This is a genomic window from Sabulicella glaciei (assembly GCF_026183895.1).
Taxonomy (GTDB): Bacteria; Pseudomonadota; Alphaproteobacteria; order Acetobacterales; family Acetobacteraceae; genus Roseococcus; species Roseococcus glaciei.
In genome coordinates, this window is the sequence record NZ_JAPFQI010000001.1 from 268610 (window position 1) to 288019 (window position 19410).

The 19410-nt window shown below is 71.1% G+C and carries 17 protein-coding genes; 8 read left to right on the plus strand and 9 right to left on the minus strand.

Annotated elements, in window-relative coordinates; translation table 11 throughout:
• The 9 genes from OF850_RS01175 to OF850_RS01215 form a co-directional block, all read right to left on the minus strand.
• Nucleotides 1-558, minus strand: coding sequence for a LemA family protein (locus OF850_RS01175; RefSeq protein WP_301587833.1), 558 nt, complete (start codon nt 556-558; stop codon nt 1-3).
• 63 nt (nt 559-621) lie between these two features.
• On the minus strand, nt 622-2124 hold the full coding sequence (locus tag OF850_RS01180; RefSeq protein WP_301587834.1) for a tripartite tricarboxylate transporter permease: 1503 nt from the start codon (nt 2122-2124) through the stop codon (nt 622-624).
• Between the two features lie 7 nt (nt 2125-2131).
• The gene (locus OF850_RS01185) at nt 2132-2614 is read right to left on the minus strand and encodes a tripartite tricarboxylate transporter TctB family protein (RefSeq protein WP_301587835.1); all 483 of its coding nucleotides are present in this window, start codon (nt 2612-2614) and stop codon (nt 2132-2134) included.
• Complete coding sequence (locus OF850_RS01190; RefSeq protein ID WP_301587836.1) at nt 2614-3570, minus strand: Bug family tripartite tricarboxylate transporter substrate binding protein; 957 nt, start codon at nt 3568-3570, stop codon at nt 2614-2616. Before OF850_RS01190 ends, OF850_RS01185 begins: the two co-directional genes overlap by 1 nt.
• 17 nt (nt 3571-3587) lie before the next feature.
• Nucleotides 3588-4541, minus strand: coding sequence for a Bug family tripartite tricarboxylate transporter substrate binding protein (locus OF850_RS01195; RefSeq protein WP_301587837.1), 954 nt, complete (start codon nt 4539-4541; stop codon nt 3588-3590).
• Nucleotides 4542-4568: 27 nt separating this feature from the next.
• Complete coding sequence (locus OF850_RS01200; protein ID WP_301587838.1) at nt 4569-5327, minus strand: SDR family oxidoreductase; 759 nt, start codon at nt 5325-5327, stop codon at nt 4569-4571.
• On the minus strand, nt 5324-6355 hold the full coding sequence (locus OF850_RS01205) for a zinc-dependent alcohol dehydrogenase (protein WP_301587839.1): 1032 nt from the start codon (nt 6353-6355) through the stop codon (nt 5324-5326). The genes OF850_RS01200 and OF850_RS01205 overlap by 4 nt, the downstream gene beginning before the upstream one ends.
• 2 nt (nt 6356-6357) lie before the next feature.
• The gene (locus OF850_RS01210) at nt 6358-8091 is read right to left on the minus strand and encodes an acetolactate synthase catalytic subunit (RefSeq protein WP_301587840.1); all 1734 of its coding nucleotides are present in this window, start codon (nt 8089-8091) and stop codon (nt 6358-6360) included.
• 99 nt (nt 8092-8190) lie between these two features.
• Nucleotides 8191-10359, minus strand: coding sequence for an alpha-ketoacid dehydrogenase subunit alpha/beta (locus OF850_RS01215; protein WP_301587841.1), 2169 nt, complete (start codon nt 10357-10359; stop codon nt 8191-8193).
• Between the two features lie 167 nt (nt 10360-10526).
• Between OF850_RS01215 and OF850_RS01220 the strand changes: the two genes are divergently transcribed.
• The 8 genes from OF850_RS01220 (at nt 10527) to OF850_RS01255 (ending at nt 19403) form a co-directional block, all read left to right on the plus strand.
• Nucleotides 10527-11171: a GntR family transcriptional regulator gene (locus tag OF850_RS01220; RefSeq protein WP_301587842.1), complete on the plus strand. Its 645-nt coding sequence runs from the start codon at nt 10527-10529 to the stop codon at nt 11169-11171.
• Between the two features lies 1 nt (nt 11172).
• Entirely contained in the window at nt 11173-11919 is a 747-nt protein-coding gene (locus OF850_RS01225; protein ID WP_301587843.1) for an SDR family oxidoreductase, read from the plus strand.
• 10 nt (nt 11920-11929) lie between these two features.
• Nucleotides 11930-12472, plus strand: coding sequence for a VOC family protein (locus OF850_RS01230; RefSeq protein ID WP_301587844.1), 543 nt, complete (start codon nt 11930-11932; stop codon nt 12470-12472).
• 157 nt (nt 12473-12629) lie between these two features.
• Nucleotides 12630-13118, plus strand: coding sequence for a GAF domain-containing protein (locus OF850_RS01235; protein WP_301587845.1), 489 nt, complete (start codon nt 12630-12632; stop codon nt 13116-13118).
• A 124-nt stretch (nt 13119-13242) separates the two neighbouring features.
• Nucleotides 13243-14598, plus strand: a complete 1356-nt coding sequence (locus OF850_RS01240) for an LLM class flavin-dependent oxidoreductase (RefSeq protein WP_301587846.1) — start codon at nt 13243-13245, stop codon at nt 14596-14598.
• Between the two features lie 8 nt (nt 14599-14606).
• A complete protein-coding gene (locus OF850_RS01245; RefSeq protein ID WP_301587847.1) occupies nt 14607-15587 on the plus strand; it encodes a Bug family tripartite tricarboxylate transporter substrate binding protein in 981 nt (326 codons plus the stop codon).
• Nucleotides 15588-15669: 82 nt separating this feature from the next.
• Nucleotides 15670-16977 carry a solute carrier family 23 protein gene (locus OF850_RS01250; protein WP_301587848.1) on the plus strand — a complete coding sequence of 436 codons (1308 nt, stop codon included), beginning with the start codon at nt 15670-15672 and terminating at the stop codon, nt 16975-16977.
• 11 nt (nt 16978-16988) lie between these two features.
• Nucleotides 16989-19403 (plus strand): PAS domain-containing protein, encoded by a 2415-nt coding sequence (locus tag OF850_RS01255; protein WP_301587849.1) that lies wholly within the window; start codon nt 16989-16991, stop codon nt 19401-19403.
• Nucleotides 19404-19410 lie beyond the last annotated feature (7 nt).

The window sequence follows — 19410 nt, forward strand, 5'->3', positions numbered from 1 at the left end:
CTAGAACTTGACCTGCGGTGGCGTCTGCACGGCGGCGCGCTCTGACGCCTCCAGCTCGAAGAAGCCGCGCGGCGTGAAGCCGAGGCTGCCGGCGAAGAACACTGCCGGGACGGAGCCGATGGCGGCGTTGAACTCCGCCACCGCATTGTTGAAGAAGCGCCGCGCCGCCGCGATCCGCGTTTCCAGCGCGGAGAGCTCCTCCTGCAGGGACAGGAAGTTCTGGTTCGCTTTCAGGTCCGGATAGGATTCGGACAGCGCGAAGAGCCGGCCGAGCGCGGCGCCAAGCTGGCCCTCGGCCGCGGCCGCCTGTTCCGGCCCATGGGCGCCCGTCGCTGCGTTGCGCGCCCGGATGACGTCGTCGAGCGTGCCGCGCTCATGCCCCGCATAGCCCTTCACCGTCTCCACGAGATTCGGAATCAGGTCATGGCGCTGCTTGAGCTGCACCTCGATGTCGGCCCAGGCCTGGCCCACGGTCTGCCGGAGCGCCACGAGCCGATTGTAGACGGTGACGAGCCAGAGCAGCAGCAGGACGCCCAGGCCCAGCAACACCCATTCCATGCGCCTTCCTCTCCCTCGGCCGGCGCAGGATAGACGAGGCCCGGTTCGCCTGTCTGCCCGGGTTCAGCTTCCCCCATCCTGAACCACGGCCGGGCGGCTGCGCATCAGCATGCCGCTGAGCAGGATGAGTGCGGCCGCCACCAGGAAGCCGAGCGCGATGGGGTGGTTCACCACCTCCGTCAGGTCCCCGTCCGCGATCAGCAGCGCCTGGCGGAGGGAGCGCTCCAGGGTGGGGCCGAGCACATAGGCCAGGATCAGCGGCCCCAGGTCGAAGCCGCCCCGGCGCAGGGCGAAGCCGACGAAGCCGAACAGGACGGCCATCAGCACGTCGAAATGGTTCAGCCCCACGCTCCAGGTGCCGATGGCGCAGACCAGCAGGATGGCGGTGGCCATGTAGCGGCGCGGCACTTCCAGCGCGCGGACGAAAAGCCCGACGAAGGGCAGGTTCAGCACGAGAAGGATGAAGTTGCCGAAATACATGGAGGCGATGACGCCCCAGTAGACCTCCGGCTGCCGCTCCAGGATCATCGGCCCCGGCTGGACCCCGTGCACCAGCAGCGCGCCGAGCAGCAGGGCCGTGACCGCGTTGGCCGGGATGCCGAGGGTGAGCAGCGGGATGAAGGCGCCCGCCGTGCCGCTGTTGTTGGCGCTTTCCGGTCCGGCCACGCCCTCGATCGCGCCCCTGCCGAACTCGTCGGGGTGGCGGGTCAGGCGCTTCTCCACCGCGTAGGACAGGAAGGAGGCAAGCACGGCCCCGCCACCCGGAAGCAGCCCGACAAAGAAGCCCAGCACGGAGCCGCGCGCGATGGGGGCGGCGCTGCGCTTCCATTCCTCCCGGTTCGGCATGAAGCCGAGCAGGGTGGAGGGCGGGCGCAGGATTTCCGGCTTCGCGTCCTTGGAGAGCGCGAGGAACAGCAGCTCCGACAGGCCGAACATGCCGAGGGCGAGGGGCGCGATGTTGATCCCGTCCACCAGCGCGGGCACCCCGAAGGTGAAGCGCGGCGTTCCGCTGATCGGGTCCAGCCCAACGAGGCCCAGGAACAGGCCAAGGAAGGCCATCAGCGCCGCCTTGGCGATGCCCGAGGCGGCGAAGAAGGCAATGAGCGACAGCCCGGCCATCATCAGCGCCGCGTATTCCCAGGGGCCGAAGGCGATCACGATCTCCGCGAGCGGCGGGGAAAGCAGCATGACGCCGAGGATGCCGAAGGTGCCGGCGATGAAGCTGCCAATGGCGGCGATGCCCAGCGCCGCGCCCGCGCGCCCGCGCTTCGCCATGGCGTGCCCGTCGATGCAGGTGACGACGGAGGAGGCCTCGCCGGGGATCCGCATCAGGACGGAGGTGATGGTCCCGCCATAGGCAACGCCGTAATAGATGCCTGCGAGCAGGATGATCGCCCCCGTGGGGTCGAGCTTCAGCGAGATGGGCAGCAGCAGCGCGATGGTGGTGGCGGGGCCGAGCCCTGGGAGCACGCCCACCAGCGTGCCGAGCACGGCGCCGAGGATGCAGAGCGAGACGTTCTGCACCGTCATCAGCACGCCGAAGCCCTGCAGCAGCCCTTCCATCATGGCGGCGTCAGCCCAGCCGGACGAGGCCGAGTGGCGCCAGCAGGCGCTCCACCGGGCCGGGCGGGAAGGGCACGCCGAGCGCCGTGCCGAAGATCAGCGTGATGGCGAGGACGAGAACGACCGACCACAGCAGGGCGAGGCCCCAGCCGACGCCCTCGGCCACGCGAAGGACCAGCAGCGTGGCCAGGAAGCCGGTCACGCCGAAGCCCAGATAGGGAAGCGCCAGCGCCACCCCGAGCATCGCGCCCGCATAGCCCAGGAAGCCGCGCGAGCGCAGCGGCGGGGCCTCGCCGCCCTCGGGCTCTCCCGACCCGGGCGCGGCGAGGACGCCGATCGCCGCGACGGCGATCAGCGCGGCGAGGATCTGCGGCAGGAGGCCCGGCCCCGGCCCGTCGAACTGCGACCATGCGGGCAGGCGCGCCGCCTCCCACCCCGCCAGGGCGGCGAAGGCGAGAAGCGCGATCGCGACGAGCCGGGCGTTCCAGGCCATCAGCGCCTCGCGAGTCCCGCTTCGCGAAGCTGCTCGCCGAAGCGGGCATGACCCTCGCGGATGGCGCGCTCGAAGGTCTGCCCGTCCATCACGGCCGGCACCATGCCGAAGCGTTCCAGCGCCGCTTCCAGCGCCGGGGCTTCAGCGGCGCGGCGGAATGCGTCGGACAGGGTGGCGAGGCGGTCGGCGGGCGTGGCGCGTGGGGCGATGAAGCCCAGCAGGCTTTCGATCGTCACGTCGAAGCCCGACTCGCGCAGCGTCGCGACGTCCGGGAATTCCTTCCAGCGCGCCGGGGAGGAGGCGGCGAGGAGCTTCATGCGGCCGGACTGGATCGCCGGGATCATCTCCGGCGGCGTCTGCGAGGTGGCTTCCACGTGGCCGCCCAGCACCGCCGTCACCGCCTCCGCCCCCGACTGGAAGGGGATGAAGTGGAAGCGCGTGCCGTACTTCCGGTTCAGCTCGAACATGCCGAGGTTGTTGGGCGGGCCGGTGGCGCTGAAGGTGATGCGCCGCGCCTTGGCCGCGTTGAAGAGGTCCTGGATGGTGGAATAGGGGCCATCCGCCTTCACCCCGATGCCGTAGAGGAAGCGCGCCGCGCCGGAGAGGTAGGCGAAGCTGTCGAGGTTGTACGGCACGTCCAGCATGTGCGGCGCGATGGCGAGGCCGGACATGGCGGCGCTGCCCAGCGTGTGGCCGTCCGGGCGCGCCTGCGCCAGCTGGATCAGCGACGCCGTGCCCTGGCCGCCGACGCGGTTCACGATCTGGATGGGAACGCCCAGCGTCTTTTCCGCCTCGGCTGCGACCGCGCGCACCGAGACATCGGTGGAGCCGCCCGCGCCAAAGGGAACGAGAATGGTGATCTCGCGGTCCGGCCAGCGCGCGCCCTGCGCGTGGAGGGAGGGCGCGGCCAGCAGCGTGGCGCCGCCGGTCGCGAGGAGGATGTGGCGTCGCTTCATGGTGGTCTCCTGTCCGCTCATCGCCGCGCCAGCCCGTTTTCCCGCAGATGCGGGCCGAACTCGGCGAAGGCGCCGCGCTGCATCGCTTCGAATTCCGTGGCCGGGGTGGGGGCGGGGACCATGCCGAAGCGGCTCACCGTCTCGCCCACGCCCGGGGAGCGAGCGGCCTGCAGCAGCGCCGTGTTCAGGCGCTCCAGCCGGTCCTGCGGGATACCCTTCGGCCCGACGAGGCCGAGCACGCTGTCGACCGCGAGGTCTACGCCCTGCTCGCGCAGGGTCTGCACGTCCGGATATTCCTTCCAGCGCACGTCGCTGGCCGAGGCGATGAGGCGCAGCCGGCCGGATTGCAGGGCGGGCAGCATCTCGGGCGGGTTCTGCACCACGAAATCCACGTGGCGGCCGATGGCGGCGGTCACCGCCTCCGCGCCGCCCGGGAAGGGGACGAAGCCGAAGCGGGTGTTGAGCTTCTTGTTCAACTCGAACATGCCGATGTTCTGCGGCGCGCCGGCAGCGGCGAAGGTGACGCGGCGCTGCCTGCCCTGCGCGATGAGGTCCTGCGCCGTGCGGATCGGGCTCTCGGCCGGGACGGCGATGCCGTAGAGGTAGCGGGCATAGCCGGGCAGGAAGGTGAAGCTGTCGAGCGTGTAGGGCAGGTCCAGCACGTGCGGCAGGATGGCCAGCGCCGCCATGCCCGCCGTCGCCAGCGTGTGCCCGTCCGGCCGCATGGAGGCGACCTGGGCCGGGGCGCTGGTGCCCTGGCCGCCCGTTCGGTTCACGATCTGCACCGGCACGCCGAGGATCTTCTCGGCCTCGCCGGCCAGGGCGCGGGTGCAGACATCGGTGGAGCCGCCGGCGCCATAGGCGACGAGGATGGTGATCTCGCGGTCCGGCCAGGTGGCGCCCTGCGCGCGCACCGCCGGCGCAGCGAGCAGCGTGGCCCCCGATGCGAGGATGGCTTCCCGTCGGTTCATTGTCGTTTCCTCCGTCCTGCGCCCCGTTCAGGGCATGAAGCTGCCGCCACCCACGTCGATCGTCGTTCCATTGAGGTAGGAGGCGGCGTCGGAAGCAAGGAATCCCGCGACCTCCGCCACCTCTTCCGGCGTGCCCATGCGGCCAAGCGGGATGTTCGCGAGGAAGGCCTCGTTCATCCCGGCGGCGGCGCCCATGGCCATCGGAGTCTCGATGCGGCCGGGGGCGATGCAGTTCACCGTGACGCCGCGCGGCCCAAGCTGCGTGGCGAGGGAGCGTGCGAGGCCGGTGAGGCCGGTCTTGCTGGCGGCGTAGTGGGCACCGGCCACCATGCTCTTGGCGCGCGCCGCCTGGCTCGTGATCATCACCACGCGGCCCCAGCCACGCGACACCAGGGCCGGGATGGCGGCCTGGGTGACCAGGAAGGCGCCGGTCAGGTTCACCTCTAGCACGCGGCGCCATTCGGCGACGGGCATCTCCGCCACCGGCAGCGGCTTGCCGCCGTGCTTGGGCGAGATGCCGGCATTGTTCACCACGATGGCGAGGCGCGACCAATCCGCGCCCACCGCCCCAGGCAGCGCGCCCACCGCCGCCTCGTCGGAAACGTCCAGGCGCAGGGCGCGGGCGTCGTGGCCTTCGGCGCGCAGGGCGGCGGCGGTCGCTTCCTCCTCGCCGGTCACGTCGGTGATGAGGACGGGATGGCCCCGCTGCGCGAGGTGACGGGCGACAGCGGCGCCGATGCCGCGCGCCGCGCCGGTGACGAGGGCCAGGCGGTCGCGTTCGCTCATGGTTGCAGCATCACCTTGGAGGCGGCGCGTTGCCGCGCCAGTTCGAAGCCCTCGACGCCGCGCTCCAGCGGCAGGCGATGGGTGATCATCGGGCGGAAGGCTTCCGGGTCGCGCGACAGCAGCGCCAGGACACGGTCCCAGGTGCGGCGCGCGGCGCCGTGCGAGGCGCGAAGCTGGTGGCGCATCCGCACGAAATCGGTGAGCGGCAGCGTCAGCGAGGAGGCATGGATGCCCACCGCGACCAGCACCCCATCCTTGCGCAGCACGGACAGCCCCTCGTTGACCGTCGAAGGGATGCCGGTCGCCTCCAGCACCGCGTCCACCGGCAGCCCGTTGTTCAGTGCCAGCACCTGATCGCGCAGCGGGGCTTCGGCCACGTCCACGAGGTCGCAGAAGCCCAGGGCACGCAGCACCTCGAAGCGCGGCGCATCGGCGCGGCCGGAGACGATGACGCGCGCCGCCCCCGCGAAGCGCGCCATGAGGGCCAGGGCTTGGCCGATGGTGCCGGGCCCCATCACCAGCACCGTGTCGCCCAATCCGACGCCCGCGGTCAGCACGCCCTCGCAACCCACGGCGAGCGGCTCGGCAAGGGCGCCGACCTCGGTGTCCACGTTGTCGGGCAGGGCGATGCAGTTGGCGGCCGGAACGCGGACATGGGAGGCGAAGCCGCCATCCACCGTCAACCCCACCGTCCGGCGGTTGGTGCAGCCGCGCGGCTCACCGCGCCGGCAGGCCGCGCAGGTGCCGCATGGGATGCCCGGCATCACGGCGACGCGCTGGCCCGGCTGCATCTCCACGCCGGGACCGGTGGCGACGACATGGCCGGCGAACTCGTGGCCCATGGTGACCGGGAGGTGCGGCTCCATGAAGCCGTAGCCATCCGTCCATTCATAGGCGTGCACGTCGCTGCCGCAGATGCCGACATTCTCGACGCGCATCAGCACCTCGCCCGCCGCGGGGGCGGGAAGGGCGGAGACGGGCTCCAGCCCCAGCCCGGAGCCGGGGCGCGACTTCCGCAGCGCCTGCATGCTCAGTACGGCTCGTCGAAATGGCCGGCGTAGTAGTTGATCGGCGGTCGCGCCTCGGGGTCGGAAACGACGTCGAGCAGCATTGGGCGGCGGGCGGAGAAGGCCTCGTCCAGCGCGGGTCCGACCTGCGAGGCCTCGGTGACGCGGAGCGAGGCGACGCCGCAGCCCTGAGCGATCAGCGCGTGGTCCACCTCGGTGAAGTCCACCGCGTCGGTGTGCTCGCCGAACTTCACCTGCTCGGCATGCTTCTGGTAGCCGAGGATGCCGTTGTTCAGCACGATCAGCGTCACCGGCAGCTCGTGGCGCCGCAGCATCTCCAGCTCCGCCCAGGAATGACCGAAGCCGCCATCGCCGGCGAGGCAGATGACGCGCCGGTCGGGCGCGGCCACCTGCGCGCCGATGGCCAGCGGCAGGCCCCAGCCCAGCCCCGCGATGCCGCGCGGCGTCAGGAAGCGCTGCCCGGCGCGGCGCGCGGTGAGGAACTGCCCGACCCACATGGAGGAGTAGCTGGCATCGCCGACGACGATCTCCTCGCCGGTCATGCGGCTGTCCAGCTCGGCCATGATGCGCTCCGGGCGGACGCGGCGGCCCTCGCGCGTGGAGACCTCCTTGATGCGGCCGCGCCAGTCGGAAACGGCCTCGGCGATCTCGCCCGCGATGCGCTTGCGCGCCGCCATCCGAGCAGAAAGGTCGCGCTTCGCCAGCGCGGCCCGCAGGGCTTCCAGGGTCAGGCGCGCATCGCCGACGAGGCGCAGCGCCTCGTAGTTGCGGCCGATCTCTTGCGGGTCGGGGTCGATGTGGATGAAGCGCGTCCCCTCGGGGAACATGGTCCAGTTGTCGGTGCCGTTGGCGTTGGTGCGGGTGCCGACCAGCAGCACCACGTCCGACCGCTCCACCATCGCGCGCAGCTTGTGGGAGCGCGCGCCGGGCGACATGACGTAGCCGATGATGCCGAGCGTCAGCGGATGGTTCTCGTCCGCCGTGCCCTTGCCCATCACCGTGGTGCCGACGGGCAGGTGCGCCTCCGCCTGGAGCGCGGCGAGGGCGGCCGTCGCGTCGGAAAGATGGACGCCGCCGCCGGCCAGCACCAGCGGCGCCTTCGCCGAGGCAAGGAGATCGGCGGCCTGCTCGATCAGCGCCGGGTCGGGCATGGAACGGTCGAGCGGATAGATGCCGAGGCTCGCACGGCGCGGGCTGGGCGGCGCGGCGCTGTCGGTCAGCAGGTCGGCCGGGACGAGCAGCACGGCCGGGCCGGGTCGGCCAGAGGCGGCGGCGGTGAAGGCCATGTCCACGTAGTCTTCGAGCCGGTCGGCGCGATCGATGCGGCGCACCCACTTAGCCACCGCGTCGAACATGCGGATGTGGTCGAGTTCCTGGAAGGCGTTCTTGTCGGCCTGGTTCCGGTTCACCTCCTGGACCAGTGCCACGACGGGGACCGAGGCCTTCAGCGCCTCGGCCAGCGGGGCGACGAGCAGGGCGGCGGCCGGGCCGTTCTGCGCGGTGACGACGCCGACGCGGCCGCTGATGCGCGCATAGCCGTCGGCCATGATGCCGCCCATGTTTTCCTGCCGGTACATGGCCTGGCGGATGCCGACCTGCGGCGCGGCGAGGTGGAAGGCGGAGGGCAGGCTCTGGCCGAAGGTCACCGAAACGCCGTGCCGCGCGAACGCCTCGGCGAGGCGCATCGCGACGGTGGCGTTTTGGACGACGGCACGCGGCGTTGCGCTATCCGGCATCGGACGTTCTCCCTGCTCCGGCGGAGCGTTATGTGATGTTGGATATATCAAGGACGGGGGGAGGCGCGGTGTCAACCCGCGACCGGACCGGCCCGCCCGCTAGGCGGCGTGGTGCAGCAATGCCGCGAGTGCTTCCTCCACCTCCTCCGTGCCTGCGAAGGCGGCGCGTTCCAGCACCTTGGAGATGGAGGGCGAGGCCTCGCCGCCTGTCACGCGCGCGATGGGTTGGTCGAGCCAGTCGAAGAGGCGGCGCTGCATCTCGTCGGCCAGCCATGCGCCATAGGAAGTGCCGCGCGCCCCCTGCTCCACGAGGAGCACGTTGTTGGTGCGGCGCACGCTTTCCTCGATCGTTTCCCAGTCGAGGCTCGCACGGTCCAGCCAGCGCAGGTCGATCACGTCCACGTCGGCCTCCAGCTTGTCGGCCGCCTCCAGCACGCGATGCACCATGGAAAGGTATGTGATGATCGTGGCGCGGCGCCCCCTGCGGCGCAAAGCCGCGCGGCCGGGCGGGAGGAGGTAGTCCATCTCCGCAGGCGCCGGCATGGTGCGGTTGTAGAGGTCCACGTGCTCCAGGACGAGCACGGGGTCGTCGCAGGCCAGCGCCGCGTTCATCAGCCCCACGTAGTCCACCGGGTCGGAGGGGGCGACGATGCGCCACCCGGGGGCGGTGGCGAAGATGCCGGCCGGGTCCATGGAATGCTGCGAGCCGTAGCCGGTGCCCATCGCAACCTTGGTCCGAAGCACCAGCGGCACCGCCATGTCGCCGCCGAACATGTGGCGCGCCTTGCCGACCTGGTTGAACACCTGGTCCGCCGCGACCCACATGAAGTCCGGGTACATGAATTCCACCACCGGTCGGAACCGGCCATCCATAGCCACGCCGCCGGCGAGGCCGAAGAAGGCGTTCTCGCTGATCGGGGTGCCGAGGACGCGGCCGGGGAAGCGCTCGGCGAGGCCGCGCGTGGCGCCGTTGGTGCCGCCCTTCAGCCGGTGCACGTCCTCGCCCAGCACGACGATGCGGGGATCCTGCTCCATGCGGCGGGTCATGACGTCGGCCACCACGTCCACGAAGCGGCGCTCGGTCAGCGGCCAGGGGGGCGCGCCGTCCAGCGCGGGCTTGCCGCGCAGTTCCGACAGGTCGCCACGGACGCCGACGTCGCGGAAGGCGCGGTCGGGCCAAAGGGAGGGGCGGACGCGGCGCGCATTGCCGTCCGGCTCCGTCAGTTCGGCGACGATGGCGGCGTGCGCCTCCACGGCGCGGCGGCGAAGGGCCGCAACCTCCTCGTCCGTAACGAGGCCGCGCCTGGTCATCTCGCGCGCCGCGCGGTCCAGCGGGTCGCGGGCGCGCCACTGCGCCTCCTCCTCCTTGGAGCGGTAGCCGAAGGCGCTGCCGGGGAGCGGACCGTTCTGGTGAAAGAAGCGATACACCTCCGCCTCGATGAGCGCCGGACCGTTTCCGGCGCGGGCATGGGCGAGGGCGCGCTCCATGGCGAGCATCACCGCCACCGGATCCATGCCGTCCACGCGCCAGGAGGGGATGGCGAAGCCGGGGCCGCGCGCGGAAAGCCGAGGCTCGGCTGTGGATTCCTCGACGGTGGTGGAGACGGCGTAGCGGTTGTTCTCCACGAAGAAGACCAGCGGCAGCTTCCAGGCGGCAGCGAGGTTCATCGTCTCCAGCACCGAGCCGATGTTCATGGCGCCATCGCCGAAAAAGGAAACCGCGACGTCGTCCGTCCCGGCGTGGCGATGCGCCCAGGCGGCGCCGGCCGCCAGCGGCACGCCGCCGCCGACGATGGCGTTGGTGCCCAGCACCCCCGCCTCGGCCCAGCGCAGATGCATGGAGCCGCCACGGCCGCGGCAGAAGCCGGCGGCGAGGCCCATGATCTCCGCCATGGCACCATGCAGCGTGCGGTGGATCATCCCGTCGAAGGGGGCGGCGGGGTCTAGGGGCTGCGACCCGGAAACGTGGTTCAGCGCCTTGGCGAGGAAATGGTGGTGCCCGCGATGCGAGCCATTGACGTGGTCGCCCGAGCGGAGGGGCAGGATGGCGCCGACAGCGCCGCCTTCCTGGCCGATGGAGGAATGGGCGGGACCATGGACCAGCCCCTCGCCGGCCAGTTCCAGCACCGCCTCCTCGAAGGCGCGGATGAGGTGGAGGGAGGTGAGCATCCGGCGCAGAGCCTCGGGCGGGAGCGCGTCCCAATCCGCCTGGGTGGCACGCAGCGCGACCCAAGGGGCGGCGTGGGTGAGGGAAGTCTCTTCAGCCATGGCGTCGTCCCTTCCGGCGTCCTCGGATCTCACGGCTTTGGCAGTGATTGTATCCAATGACAAGCGGTATGGGCATCAGAAGGCGCCGGACCGGCCTGATCGTATCCAATCGTCTTGCCGTCCACCTCTCCTGCGTGCCATGAACCCGGCAGGAGAAGGATGGCGCGATGCAGGCGGACTCGCTGGTCGGACGGCGCGTGGCGGCCTCGCTGCGCGAGGCGATCCTAAGCGGCGCCATGGAACCCGGCGCGCGCATCCGCCAGGAAGAGCTCGCCGAGCGCTTTGGCAGTAGCCGCATCCCGGTGCGCGAGGCACTGCGCGTGCTGGAGGCCGAGGGCCTCGTGCGCCTCGTCGCGAATAGCGGCGCCTGGGTCGCCAAGCTGGACCTCGCCGAGTGCCTCGAGACCTACAAGATGCGCGAGCGGCTGGAGCCGCTGGCCCTTGGCGAGGGCATCCAGGCCCTGACCGGGGAGGAGATCGCGCGGCTGGAAGCCCTGGTCGCCGAGATGGAGGAGGCGGAGGAGGTGGAGACCTTCCTGCGCCTCGACCGCGTCTTCCACCTGCTGACGTGCAGCCGCGCCGGGATGCCGATGCTGGAGGCCACCATCCGCGGCTTCTGGGACCGAACGCAGCACTACCGCCGCGCCTATGCCTCGCTGGTGGGGCGAGAGGGGCAGTGGGTAATCCATCACGAGCACCGTCTGCTAGTGGAGGCGCTGCGCCGCCGCGACCGCATCGATGCGGAGGCGCTGCTGGCCCTGCACATCCGCCGCACGCGCCTCGCCCTCGCCGCGCATCCGGAGATCTTCTGAAATGGGGCGAACCAGCCATGACTTCGCGGGGCGCTGCCTGCTGCTGACCGGCGCGGCCGGGGGCATCGGGCGCGCGGTGGCGCGGCTGTTCCACGAGGCGGGCGCAGATCTGCTGCTGGCGGATCGTGACACGGCGGCGCTGGAATCGCTGGCATCCACCCTCGGCGATGCGCGGCGCGTGGAGTTGATGCGGCTGGACGCCGCCTCGGGGTCGGATGCGGAGGAGGCGGTGGCGCGCTGCGTGCGATGCTTCGGCGGGCTCGATTTCCTGGTGCCTGCCGCCGGCGTCTATCCGGACAATTCGGTCGCGACGATGCGCGACGAGGCATGGCGCGCGGTGATGGAAGTGAACCTGGACGGGGTGTTCCGCCTGTGCCGCTCTGCCATCCCCGCGCTGCGGGAGAACAGCGCCATCGTCCTGCTTTCCTCGGTCGCCGGGCACCGGGGCAGCCGCGACCATGCGCATTACGCCGCGGCCAAGGCCGGGCTGATCGGCTTCGCGCGCAGCCTCGCTTGGGAGCTCGGACCGCGCACGCGGGTGAACGCCGTCTCGCCGGGCATCATCGAGACGGCGATGACCGAGGGGCTGCGGGAGGCGCGGGGCGAGGCGCTGCGCGCGCAGACGCCGCTGGGTCGCCATGGCAAGGCCGAGGAGGTGGCGGGCGTCGTCGCCTTCCTGTGCAGCGACGCGGCGGGCTTCGTGAACGGGGAGGCGATCCAGGTGAATGGCGGCCTCCATATGGCGTGAGGGAGAGAAGATGAGTCAGGCGGGGAAAGGGCTGCCGGGGCTGCGCGGCGGCGACCATGTGGGGCTGACCGTGCCGGACCTGGAGGAAGCGACGCGCTTCTTCGTCGAGGTGCTGGGCGCGGAGCGCTTCTACGACATCGGCCCCATCGAGGCGTCGCGCGACGACATGGCGCGCCGCCTGGGCGTGGACCCGGCGGCGCGCGTGCGGATGCTGCGCTTCCTGCGCCTGGGCATGGGGCTGAACCTCGAACTCTTCGAGTACGAGGCGCCGGGCCAAAGCCGCGAGGTTCCGTGCAACAGCGACGTGGGCGGGCACCACATCGCCCTCTACGTGGACGACATGGAGGCCGCGCTGGCGCATCTGCGCGCCCATGGCGTCGAGGTCATGGGCGAGCCGGTGGTGCGCCATGCGGGGCCCAGCGCCGGGCAGAGCTGGGTGTACTTCCGCGCGCCCTGGGGCCTGCAGTTCGAATTGGTGAGCTACCCCGGGGGCAAGGCCTATGCCCACGGCGCGAACCGCCTGCTGTGGGACCCGCGCGACCCGGGGCGGTGACCGGCCCGTTCCGGTTGACCCCCAACCGCAATCCGGCCAGTTAGGGGCCGTTCCCCACGTTCCGGCATCGGCCCCTGGCCGCCGCGAAAGGCAGATTTCGGCCCATGCTCTCCCCGAGCGCCCGGCGCCGCGCGCCGGGCCTGACCCGGGCGGCCCCGTGACCCTTGCCCTGCTGACGGAGGCGCTGACCCTCCCCGACCAGCCGCGCGCCAGCTTCGCGGCGCTGGACGCGGCGGGGGAGCGATTGGCCGGGCGCCGCCTCTTCACCATCCTGCTGGTGGACGAGGCGCGGGGCGTGACGCGCCGCGTCCATTCCAGCGAGCCGCAGACCTGGCTGCTGGGCCAGGAGGCGCCGATCCATGACGGGTCGGACTTCCATGACCTCGTCGTGCGGCAGGGGCGGGCGCGTTTCTGCAAGGATGCGGAGGAGATGGCCCGCGCCTTCCCCCGGCACGAGGAACTGTCCGCCTTCGGCTGCGAGTCCGCGGTGAACCTGCCGGTGCGCTGGGCCGGGCGCACCATCGGCTCCCTGAACCTGCATGACCGCGCCGGGCATTACAGCGAGGCGCAGATGCCGGTCCTCGCCATCCTCGGGGCCTTTGCCGTCGCGCCGTTGCTGCACCTGATGCGCGAAGGAACGCCCTGAGGGGCGCAGCGCGCCCCGCCGGCCAGGGCAGACTGCCTTCCTGGCGGGCAAGGACGGCCCGTCCCCTTCCAGAATGGCACCTGGAGGGAGTTTACTGCCGGCCGGAACGCCGGAGGATCCTCCCATGCCGCAACGCCGCCAGATCGCCCTCGCCACGCTGGTCCAGCCCAACGGGACGCATCTCGCCTCCTGGCTCGCGCCCGAGGCGAAGCCGGATGCGGGGCCCGACATCAACTGGTACCGGCGCATCGCCCAGCTGGCCGAGAAGGGCAAGTTCGACCTGTTCTTCATCGCGGACACGCCGGCCGTCCGCACCGAGCACCTGAAGATCTGGAGCCACGGGCCGGTCTTCATGAACGTGCTGGAGCCGGTGACGCTGCTGTCCGCCGTGGCGGGCGCGACCACGCATATCGGGCTGGGGGCGACCGTCTCCACCTCCTTCAGCGAGCCCTACAACGTCGCGCGCATGTTCGCCTCGCTCGACCACATCACGGGCGGGCGCGCGGCGTGGAACGTCGTCACCTCGGCCAACGACTTCGCGGCGCGCAACTTCGGCCACGCCAAGCTGCCGCCGCATGGCGAGCGCTACGCGCGCGCGCAGGAATTCGTCGAGGTGGTGCAGCAGCTTTGGGACAGCTGGGAGGACGATGCCTGGATCTACGACCGCGAGGAGAAGCTCTCCTTCGTGCCGGAGAAGCTGCATCCCGTCGCGCATGAGGGGAAGCACTTCCGCGTCCATGGCGGGCTGAACATCGCGCGCTCGCCTCAGGGCCACCCGGTCATCATCCAGGCTGGCGCCTCGGATACCGGCAAGGAGCTGGCGGCGGCGACGGCGGAGGTGGTGTTCGGCACCGCCGCCACGGTCAAGGGCGCGGTGGAGTTCTACAAGGACCTGAAGGGCCGCATGGCGAAGTACGGTCGCCACCCGGACACGCTGAAGGTGCTCGGCGGCATCACCTGCATCGTCGGCGACACGGCCGAGGCGGCGGAGGCCAAGAACCGCGAGTTGCAGGAGATGCTGCACCCGGCCGTCGGCGTGGCGCGCGTCAGCCAGGACCTGGAGGTGGACCTGTCCGACCTTCCGTTGGACGAGCCGGTGCCCGCGCACCGCATCCCAGCAGCCAGCAACCACCACCAGGCCTATTTCGCCGAGATCGCCGGCATGGTGCGCGACGGGTTGACGCTGCGGCAGATCGCGCAGCGCTACAACCGCAGCAAGACGACGCTCTGCGGCACGGCGGAGCAGATCGCCGACGTGATGGAGGAGTGGATGGAGGCCGGGGCCTGCGACGGCTTCATGGTCACCTTCCCGGTGCTGCCCACCTGCCTCACCGATTTCGTGGAGAAGGTGGTGCCCGAACTGCAGCGGCGCGGGCTGTATCGCCAGGACTACACGGGCACAACGCTGCGCGAGCATCTGGGCCTGCCGCGTCCCGTCAACCGTCACGTCGCGGGCGGCGCCTCCGCCGCCGCTGAATAGGAGAGCGCATGACCACCCTGTCCCGACGCCTGGCCCTGTCGCTGCCGGCCCTGGCCCTGCCGGGCCTCGCCGCCGCGCAAGGGGCTTGGCCCAACCGGCCCGTCCGCATCGTGATCGCCTTTGCGGCCGGCGGGTCCCTGGACGCGATCGGCCGTTCCATGGGGCGGCACATGGAGCGCGAGTTCGGCCAGCCCTTCGTGGTGGATAACCGCAGCGGCGCGGGCGGACGCATCGGCACCACGGCCGTCGCGCGCTCGCCGGGCGATGGCTACACGCTGATCGTCACCAGCAGCGCGGCGCATGGCGTGGCACCGGGGCTGTATTCCGACCTGCAATACCACCCGCTGCGCGACTTCACCCATATTGGGCTGGTCTGCACCGGGCCCATGGTGCTGCTGGCCAATGCCGCCGCGCCGTATCGCGACCTCGCCGGCTTGGTGGAGACGGTGAAGCAGCGCGGCACGCCAGCTTCCTTCGGTTCAGGCGGCATCGGCAGCCTGGGACACCTCAGCGGGGAGCTGGCGGGGCGGACGCTCGGCATCCCGGTGCAGCACATCTCCTATCGCGGCTCGGCACCGGCGCAGACGGACCTGCTGGCGGGGCAGCTGGAGCTGATCTCAGACAACATGTCCTCGCATGGCGGGCAGGTGACGGGCGGGCGGATGCGCGGGCTGGCCGTGGCGTCGCGGCAGCGCCTGCCCGAGTATCCGGACATCCCGACCTGGGCAGAGCAGGGCTACCCGGACATGGTGGCGAATGCCTGGTACGGCCTGTCCGGCAGCGCCGGCATTCCGGCGGAGATCGTGTCGCGACTCAATGCCAGCCTCGCCGGCTGGCTGGCGACGCAGGAGGGACGCGAACTCCTGCGCGGCATGGCGATGCAGCCGGAGGGCAGGATGAGCCCGGCCGAGTACACCGCCTTCGTGGAGAACGAGGTGACGCGCTGGGCCGAGGTGGTCCGCGTCGCCAACGTGCGCGTCGAGTCCTGACGCCACGCTGAGGCCCGCGGCGCCCCTTGCGCCGCGGCCGGCCCTGCGTCCCAATCCCCGGCGGAGTCGGAGGGGGTTCGGGATGCTGCATTGGACGAGGCGCGAGGGCACGGAGGGCGCGCCCATCGCGCCGGATGAGCGGCTGCCCTGGCCGCAGACGATGGCCATGGGGGTGCAGCACGTGGTGGCGATGTTCGGCGCCACCGTGCTCGCGCCGCGGCTGATGGGCTTCGACGCCAACATCGCCATCCTGATGAGCGGCCTGGGCACGCTGGTCTTCTTCGTCCTCACGCGCGGCAAGGTGCCGAGCTACCTCGGCTCCTCCTTCGCCTTCATCGCGGTGGTGCTGGCGGCGACGGGCTACGCGGGAAGCGGGCCGAACCCGAACCTCGCAGCGGCGCTGGGGGGCATCGTTGCCTGCGGCGCGATTTATGCCGTCATCGGCCTCGTGGTCATGGGTGTGGGGACGCGCTGGATCGAGCGGCTGATGCCGCCCGTCGTCACCGGGACGGTGGTGGCGGTGATCGGCCTCAACCTCGCCGCGATCCCGGTCAAGAACATGGCGCCGACGGCCTTCGACGCCTGGATGCAGGCCCTGACCTTCCTGGTTCTCGCGCTTGTCGCGGTGTGGACGCGCGGGATGGTGCAGCGCCTGCTGATCCTGGTCGGGCTGCTTCTCGCCACGCTGGCCTATGCGGTGCTGACCAACGGGCTGGGCCTCGGCACGCCGGTGAGCCTGGATGCGTTGGCGGCGGCGCCGTGGTTCGGGATGCCGGATTTCACCGCGCCGGTCTTCTCCCCCGCTGCGATCCTTCTGATCGCGCCCGTGGCGCTGGTGCTGGTGGCTGAGAATCTCGGCCACCTGAAGGCCGTGTCGGCGATGACCGGCCGCGACATGGACCCCCATATGGGCCGTGCCTTCCTGGGCGACGGGCTGGCGACGATGGTGGCCGGATCCTCCGGCGGCACGGGGGTCACGACCTATGCCGAGAATATCGGCGTGATGGCGGCGACGCGTGTCTATTCGACCGCGATCTTCGTGGTCGCGGCGCTGGTGGCGGTGGTGCTCGGCTTCTCGCCGAAATTCGGGGCGCTGATCCAGGCCATCCCGCTGGCGGTAATGGGCGGCGTCTCCATCGTGGTGTTCGGGCTGATCACCGTCGCCGGGGCGAAGATCTGGGTGGATAACCGGGTGGATTTCTCGCGCCCCGAGAATTTGATGACCGCCGCGATCCCGCTGGTGCTGGGAACGGGCGAGTTCACGCTGCGCTTCGGGGATTTCGCCCTGGGCGGGATTGGCACCGCGACCTTCGGGGCCATCCTCCTCCATGCACTGCTGCGTGGGCGGGCCGACCGACCGGCGCATGGCGGCGTACGCGAAATGCCTTAAGCGGGGGCAGCATGGATGAACCCAGCCAGGTTTCGGCCGTCCCGCCCGAGCTTCAGCGCTTCATGGACTCCGAGATCGAGGCCGGGCGATACCGGAACCGTCAGGAGGTGATGGAGGCCGGGCTTCGCCTCCTCCTCGCCAGTCCGGGCTGGGGCGGCGCGCCGGCCCACTCACCCGACGGCATCCTGAATCTCGACCGCGAATGGCGGGTGACCGCCGCCAACGACACCGCCCTGCGGCACCTGGAAACCAGCCGCGAGCGGGCGCTGGGAACCACCTTGTGGGAGCTTGCGCCCGGGCTGCTCGGGACGGAATGCGAGGCGGCGTATCGCGCCGCCATGGCGGGCGAGGCGCGGGACTTCGTCGGGCCCTCGGCCGTCAAGCCGGGGCGCTGGCTGGAAGCGCGGCTCCTTCCCAGCGCGCAGGGCATCGAGGTGATGCTGCGCGACGTGACCCGGAGCCGGGACGCCGAAGTGGCGCTGCAGGGAACCGAGGCACGGTTCCGCACGCTCGCAGACACCGTGCCCGGCTTCGTGTGGTTCGCCACGCCCGATGGGCACCTGCGTTTCCTGAATCGGCGCTGGTACGAATACACGGGCCAGGACTTGCAGGACGCGCTGGCGGATGGATGGGCAGAGGCTCTGCATCCGGACGATGTCGAGCGCACGACCCGGGCTTGGGCGGAGGCCCGCGGCGAAGGCCGAACCTACGAGATCGAGGTCCGCTATCGGCGCCACGACGGGGTTCATCGCTGGTTCCTGGCGCGTGCGGAGCCGCTGCGCGACGCGGAAGGGACGATCACGGACTGGTTCGGAACGTCCACCGACATCCACGACCGCAAGTTCGCAGAAGCCGAGCTGCTTCAGGCCAAGGCACGGCTCGAAGCGCATGCGGAGCTGGCCGAGGCCGCAAGGGCGGAGGCCGATGCGCTGTACCGCGCCTATTTCGAGAACACCGCGGAGGCGCTGTTCGTGATGGGAGTGCGCGAGGACGGCGCCTTTGTCGTGGAGCAGCTCAATGAGGCGCATCAGAAGCATGTGGGCTTCCGCATCGAGGAGGTGCGCGGAAAGTCACTCGACGAGATCCTGCCGGCCGAGATGGCGGGGCGCGTCGTCGCCGCCTATCGCGAGGCGGTGGAGAAGGGCGAGCCCACCACCTTCCGCGACGAGTTCGAGCTGAACGGGCGCCGCGAATATTGGGACACGGTGCTGGTGCCGCTGCGGGGTGCACAGGGCCGCGTCACGCGGCTGGTCGGCAGCGCACGCAACGTCACCGCACAGGTCCAGGCCGAGGAGGGGCTGCGGCAGGCGCAGAAGATGCAGGCTCTGGGTCAGCTCGCCGGCGGCATCGCGCACGACTTCAACAATCTGCTGGGGGCGATCGTCGGCTCGCTCGACCTGGTGCAGCGGTGCTCCGTGGTCGAGCCCTCGGCGCGCCGCCTCATCGAGGGTGCGATCGGGGCGGCCGAGCGGGGGGCCAAGCTGACCGGACAGCTTCTCGCCTTTTCGCGCTCCCAGCGCCTGGAACTGCGGCCCGTGCTCGTGGAGGAGGTGATCAAGCGCGCGCGCGATCTCCTGGAACGGAGCCTGGGGCCGCATATCCGGCTTGCGATGGAGGTGGAGGGGCGGGGCCTGGCCGTGCTGTCCGACCCGACGCAGCTGGAACTGGCGCTGCTCAACCTCGCGATCAACGCCCGCGATGCGATGCCCGACGGCGGCGAACTGCGGGTCCTGGCTTCGGGCCGGGACGTCACCGCCGACAACGATCTGGCCGATGGCGAGTATGTGGAGCTGGCGGTGGCCGACACCGGGACCGGGATGACGCCCGCCGTGATGGAGCGCGCCCTCGAGCCGTTCTTCACCACGAAGAGCGTCGGCCAGGGGACCGGGCTGGGCCTCAGCCAGGTCTATGGCATCGCGCGGCAGGGTGGCGGGACTGTGCGCATCGAAAGCCGCGAGGGCGAGGGGAGCGTGGTCCGTATCTTCCTGCCGCGGACCGTGGCGGTGGAACCGGCGGCGGAAAGGCCCGAGCCGGAGACGGAGTCGACCTCCTCCCGTGCTTCCCTGCTGGTGGTCGACGATGACCCGGATGTGCGGCGCGTCCTCGTCGAGGCGCTGGAAAGCTGCGGCTACGAGGTCCAGGAGGCCGCGAATGGCGAGGGCGGGCTCGCGAAGCTGGGCGCCGGGACGGACCTCCTGGTGGTGGATTTCGCCATGCCCGGCATGAACGGCGCGGAGTTCGCGCGGCAGGCCAGGCTCCGGCATCCGCTCTGCCCGGTGGTCTTCGTCAGCGGCTATTCGGACACGGCGGCGATCCAGGCCGTTGCGGGGCCCGAGGCCGCCATGCTGCGCAAGCCCTTTCGCATCGCCGACCTGCAAGCGGTGGTCGAGAAGGCCCTGGCGGCGGGCGGCTGCCGAGGAGCGTGAAATAAAC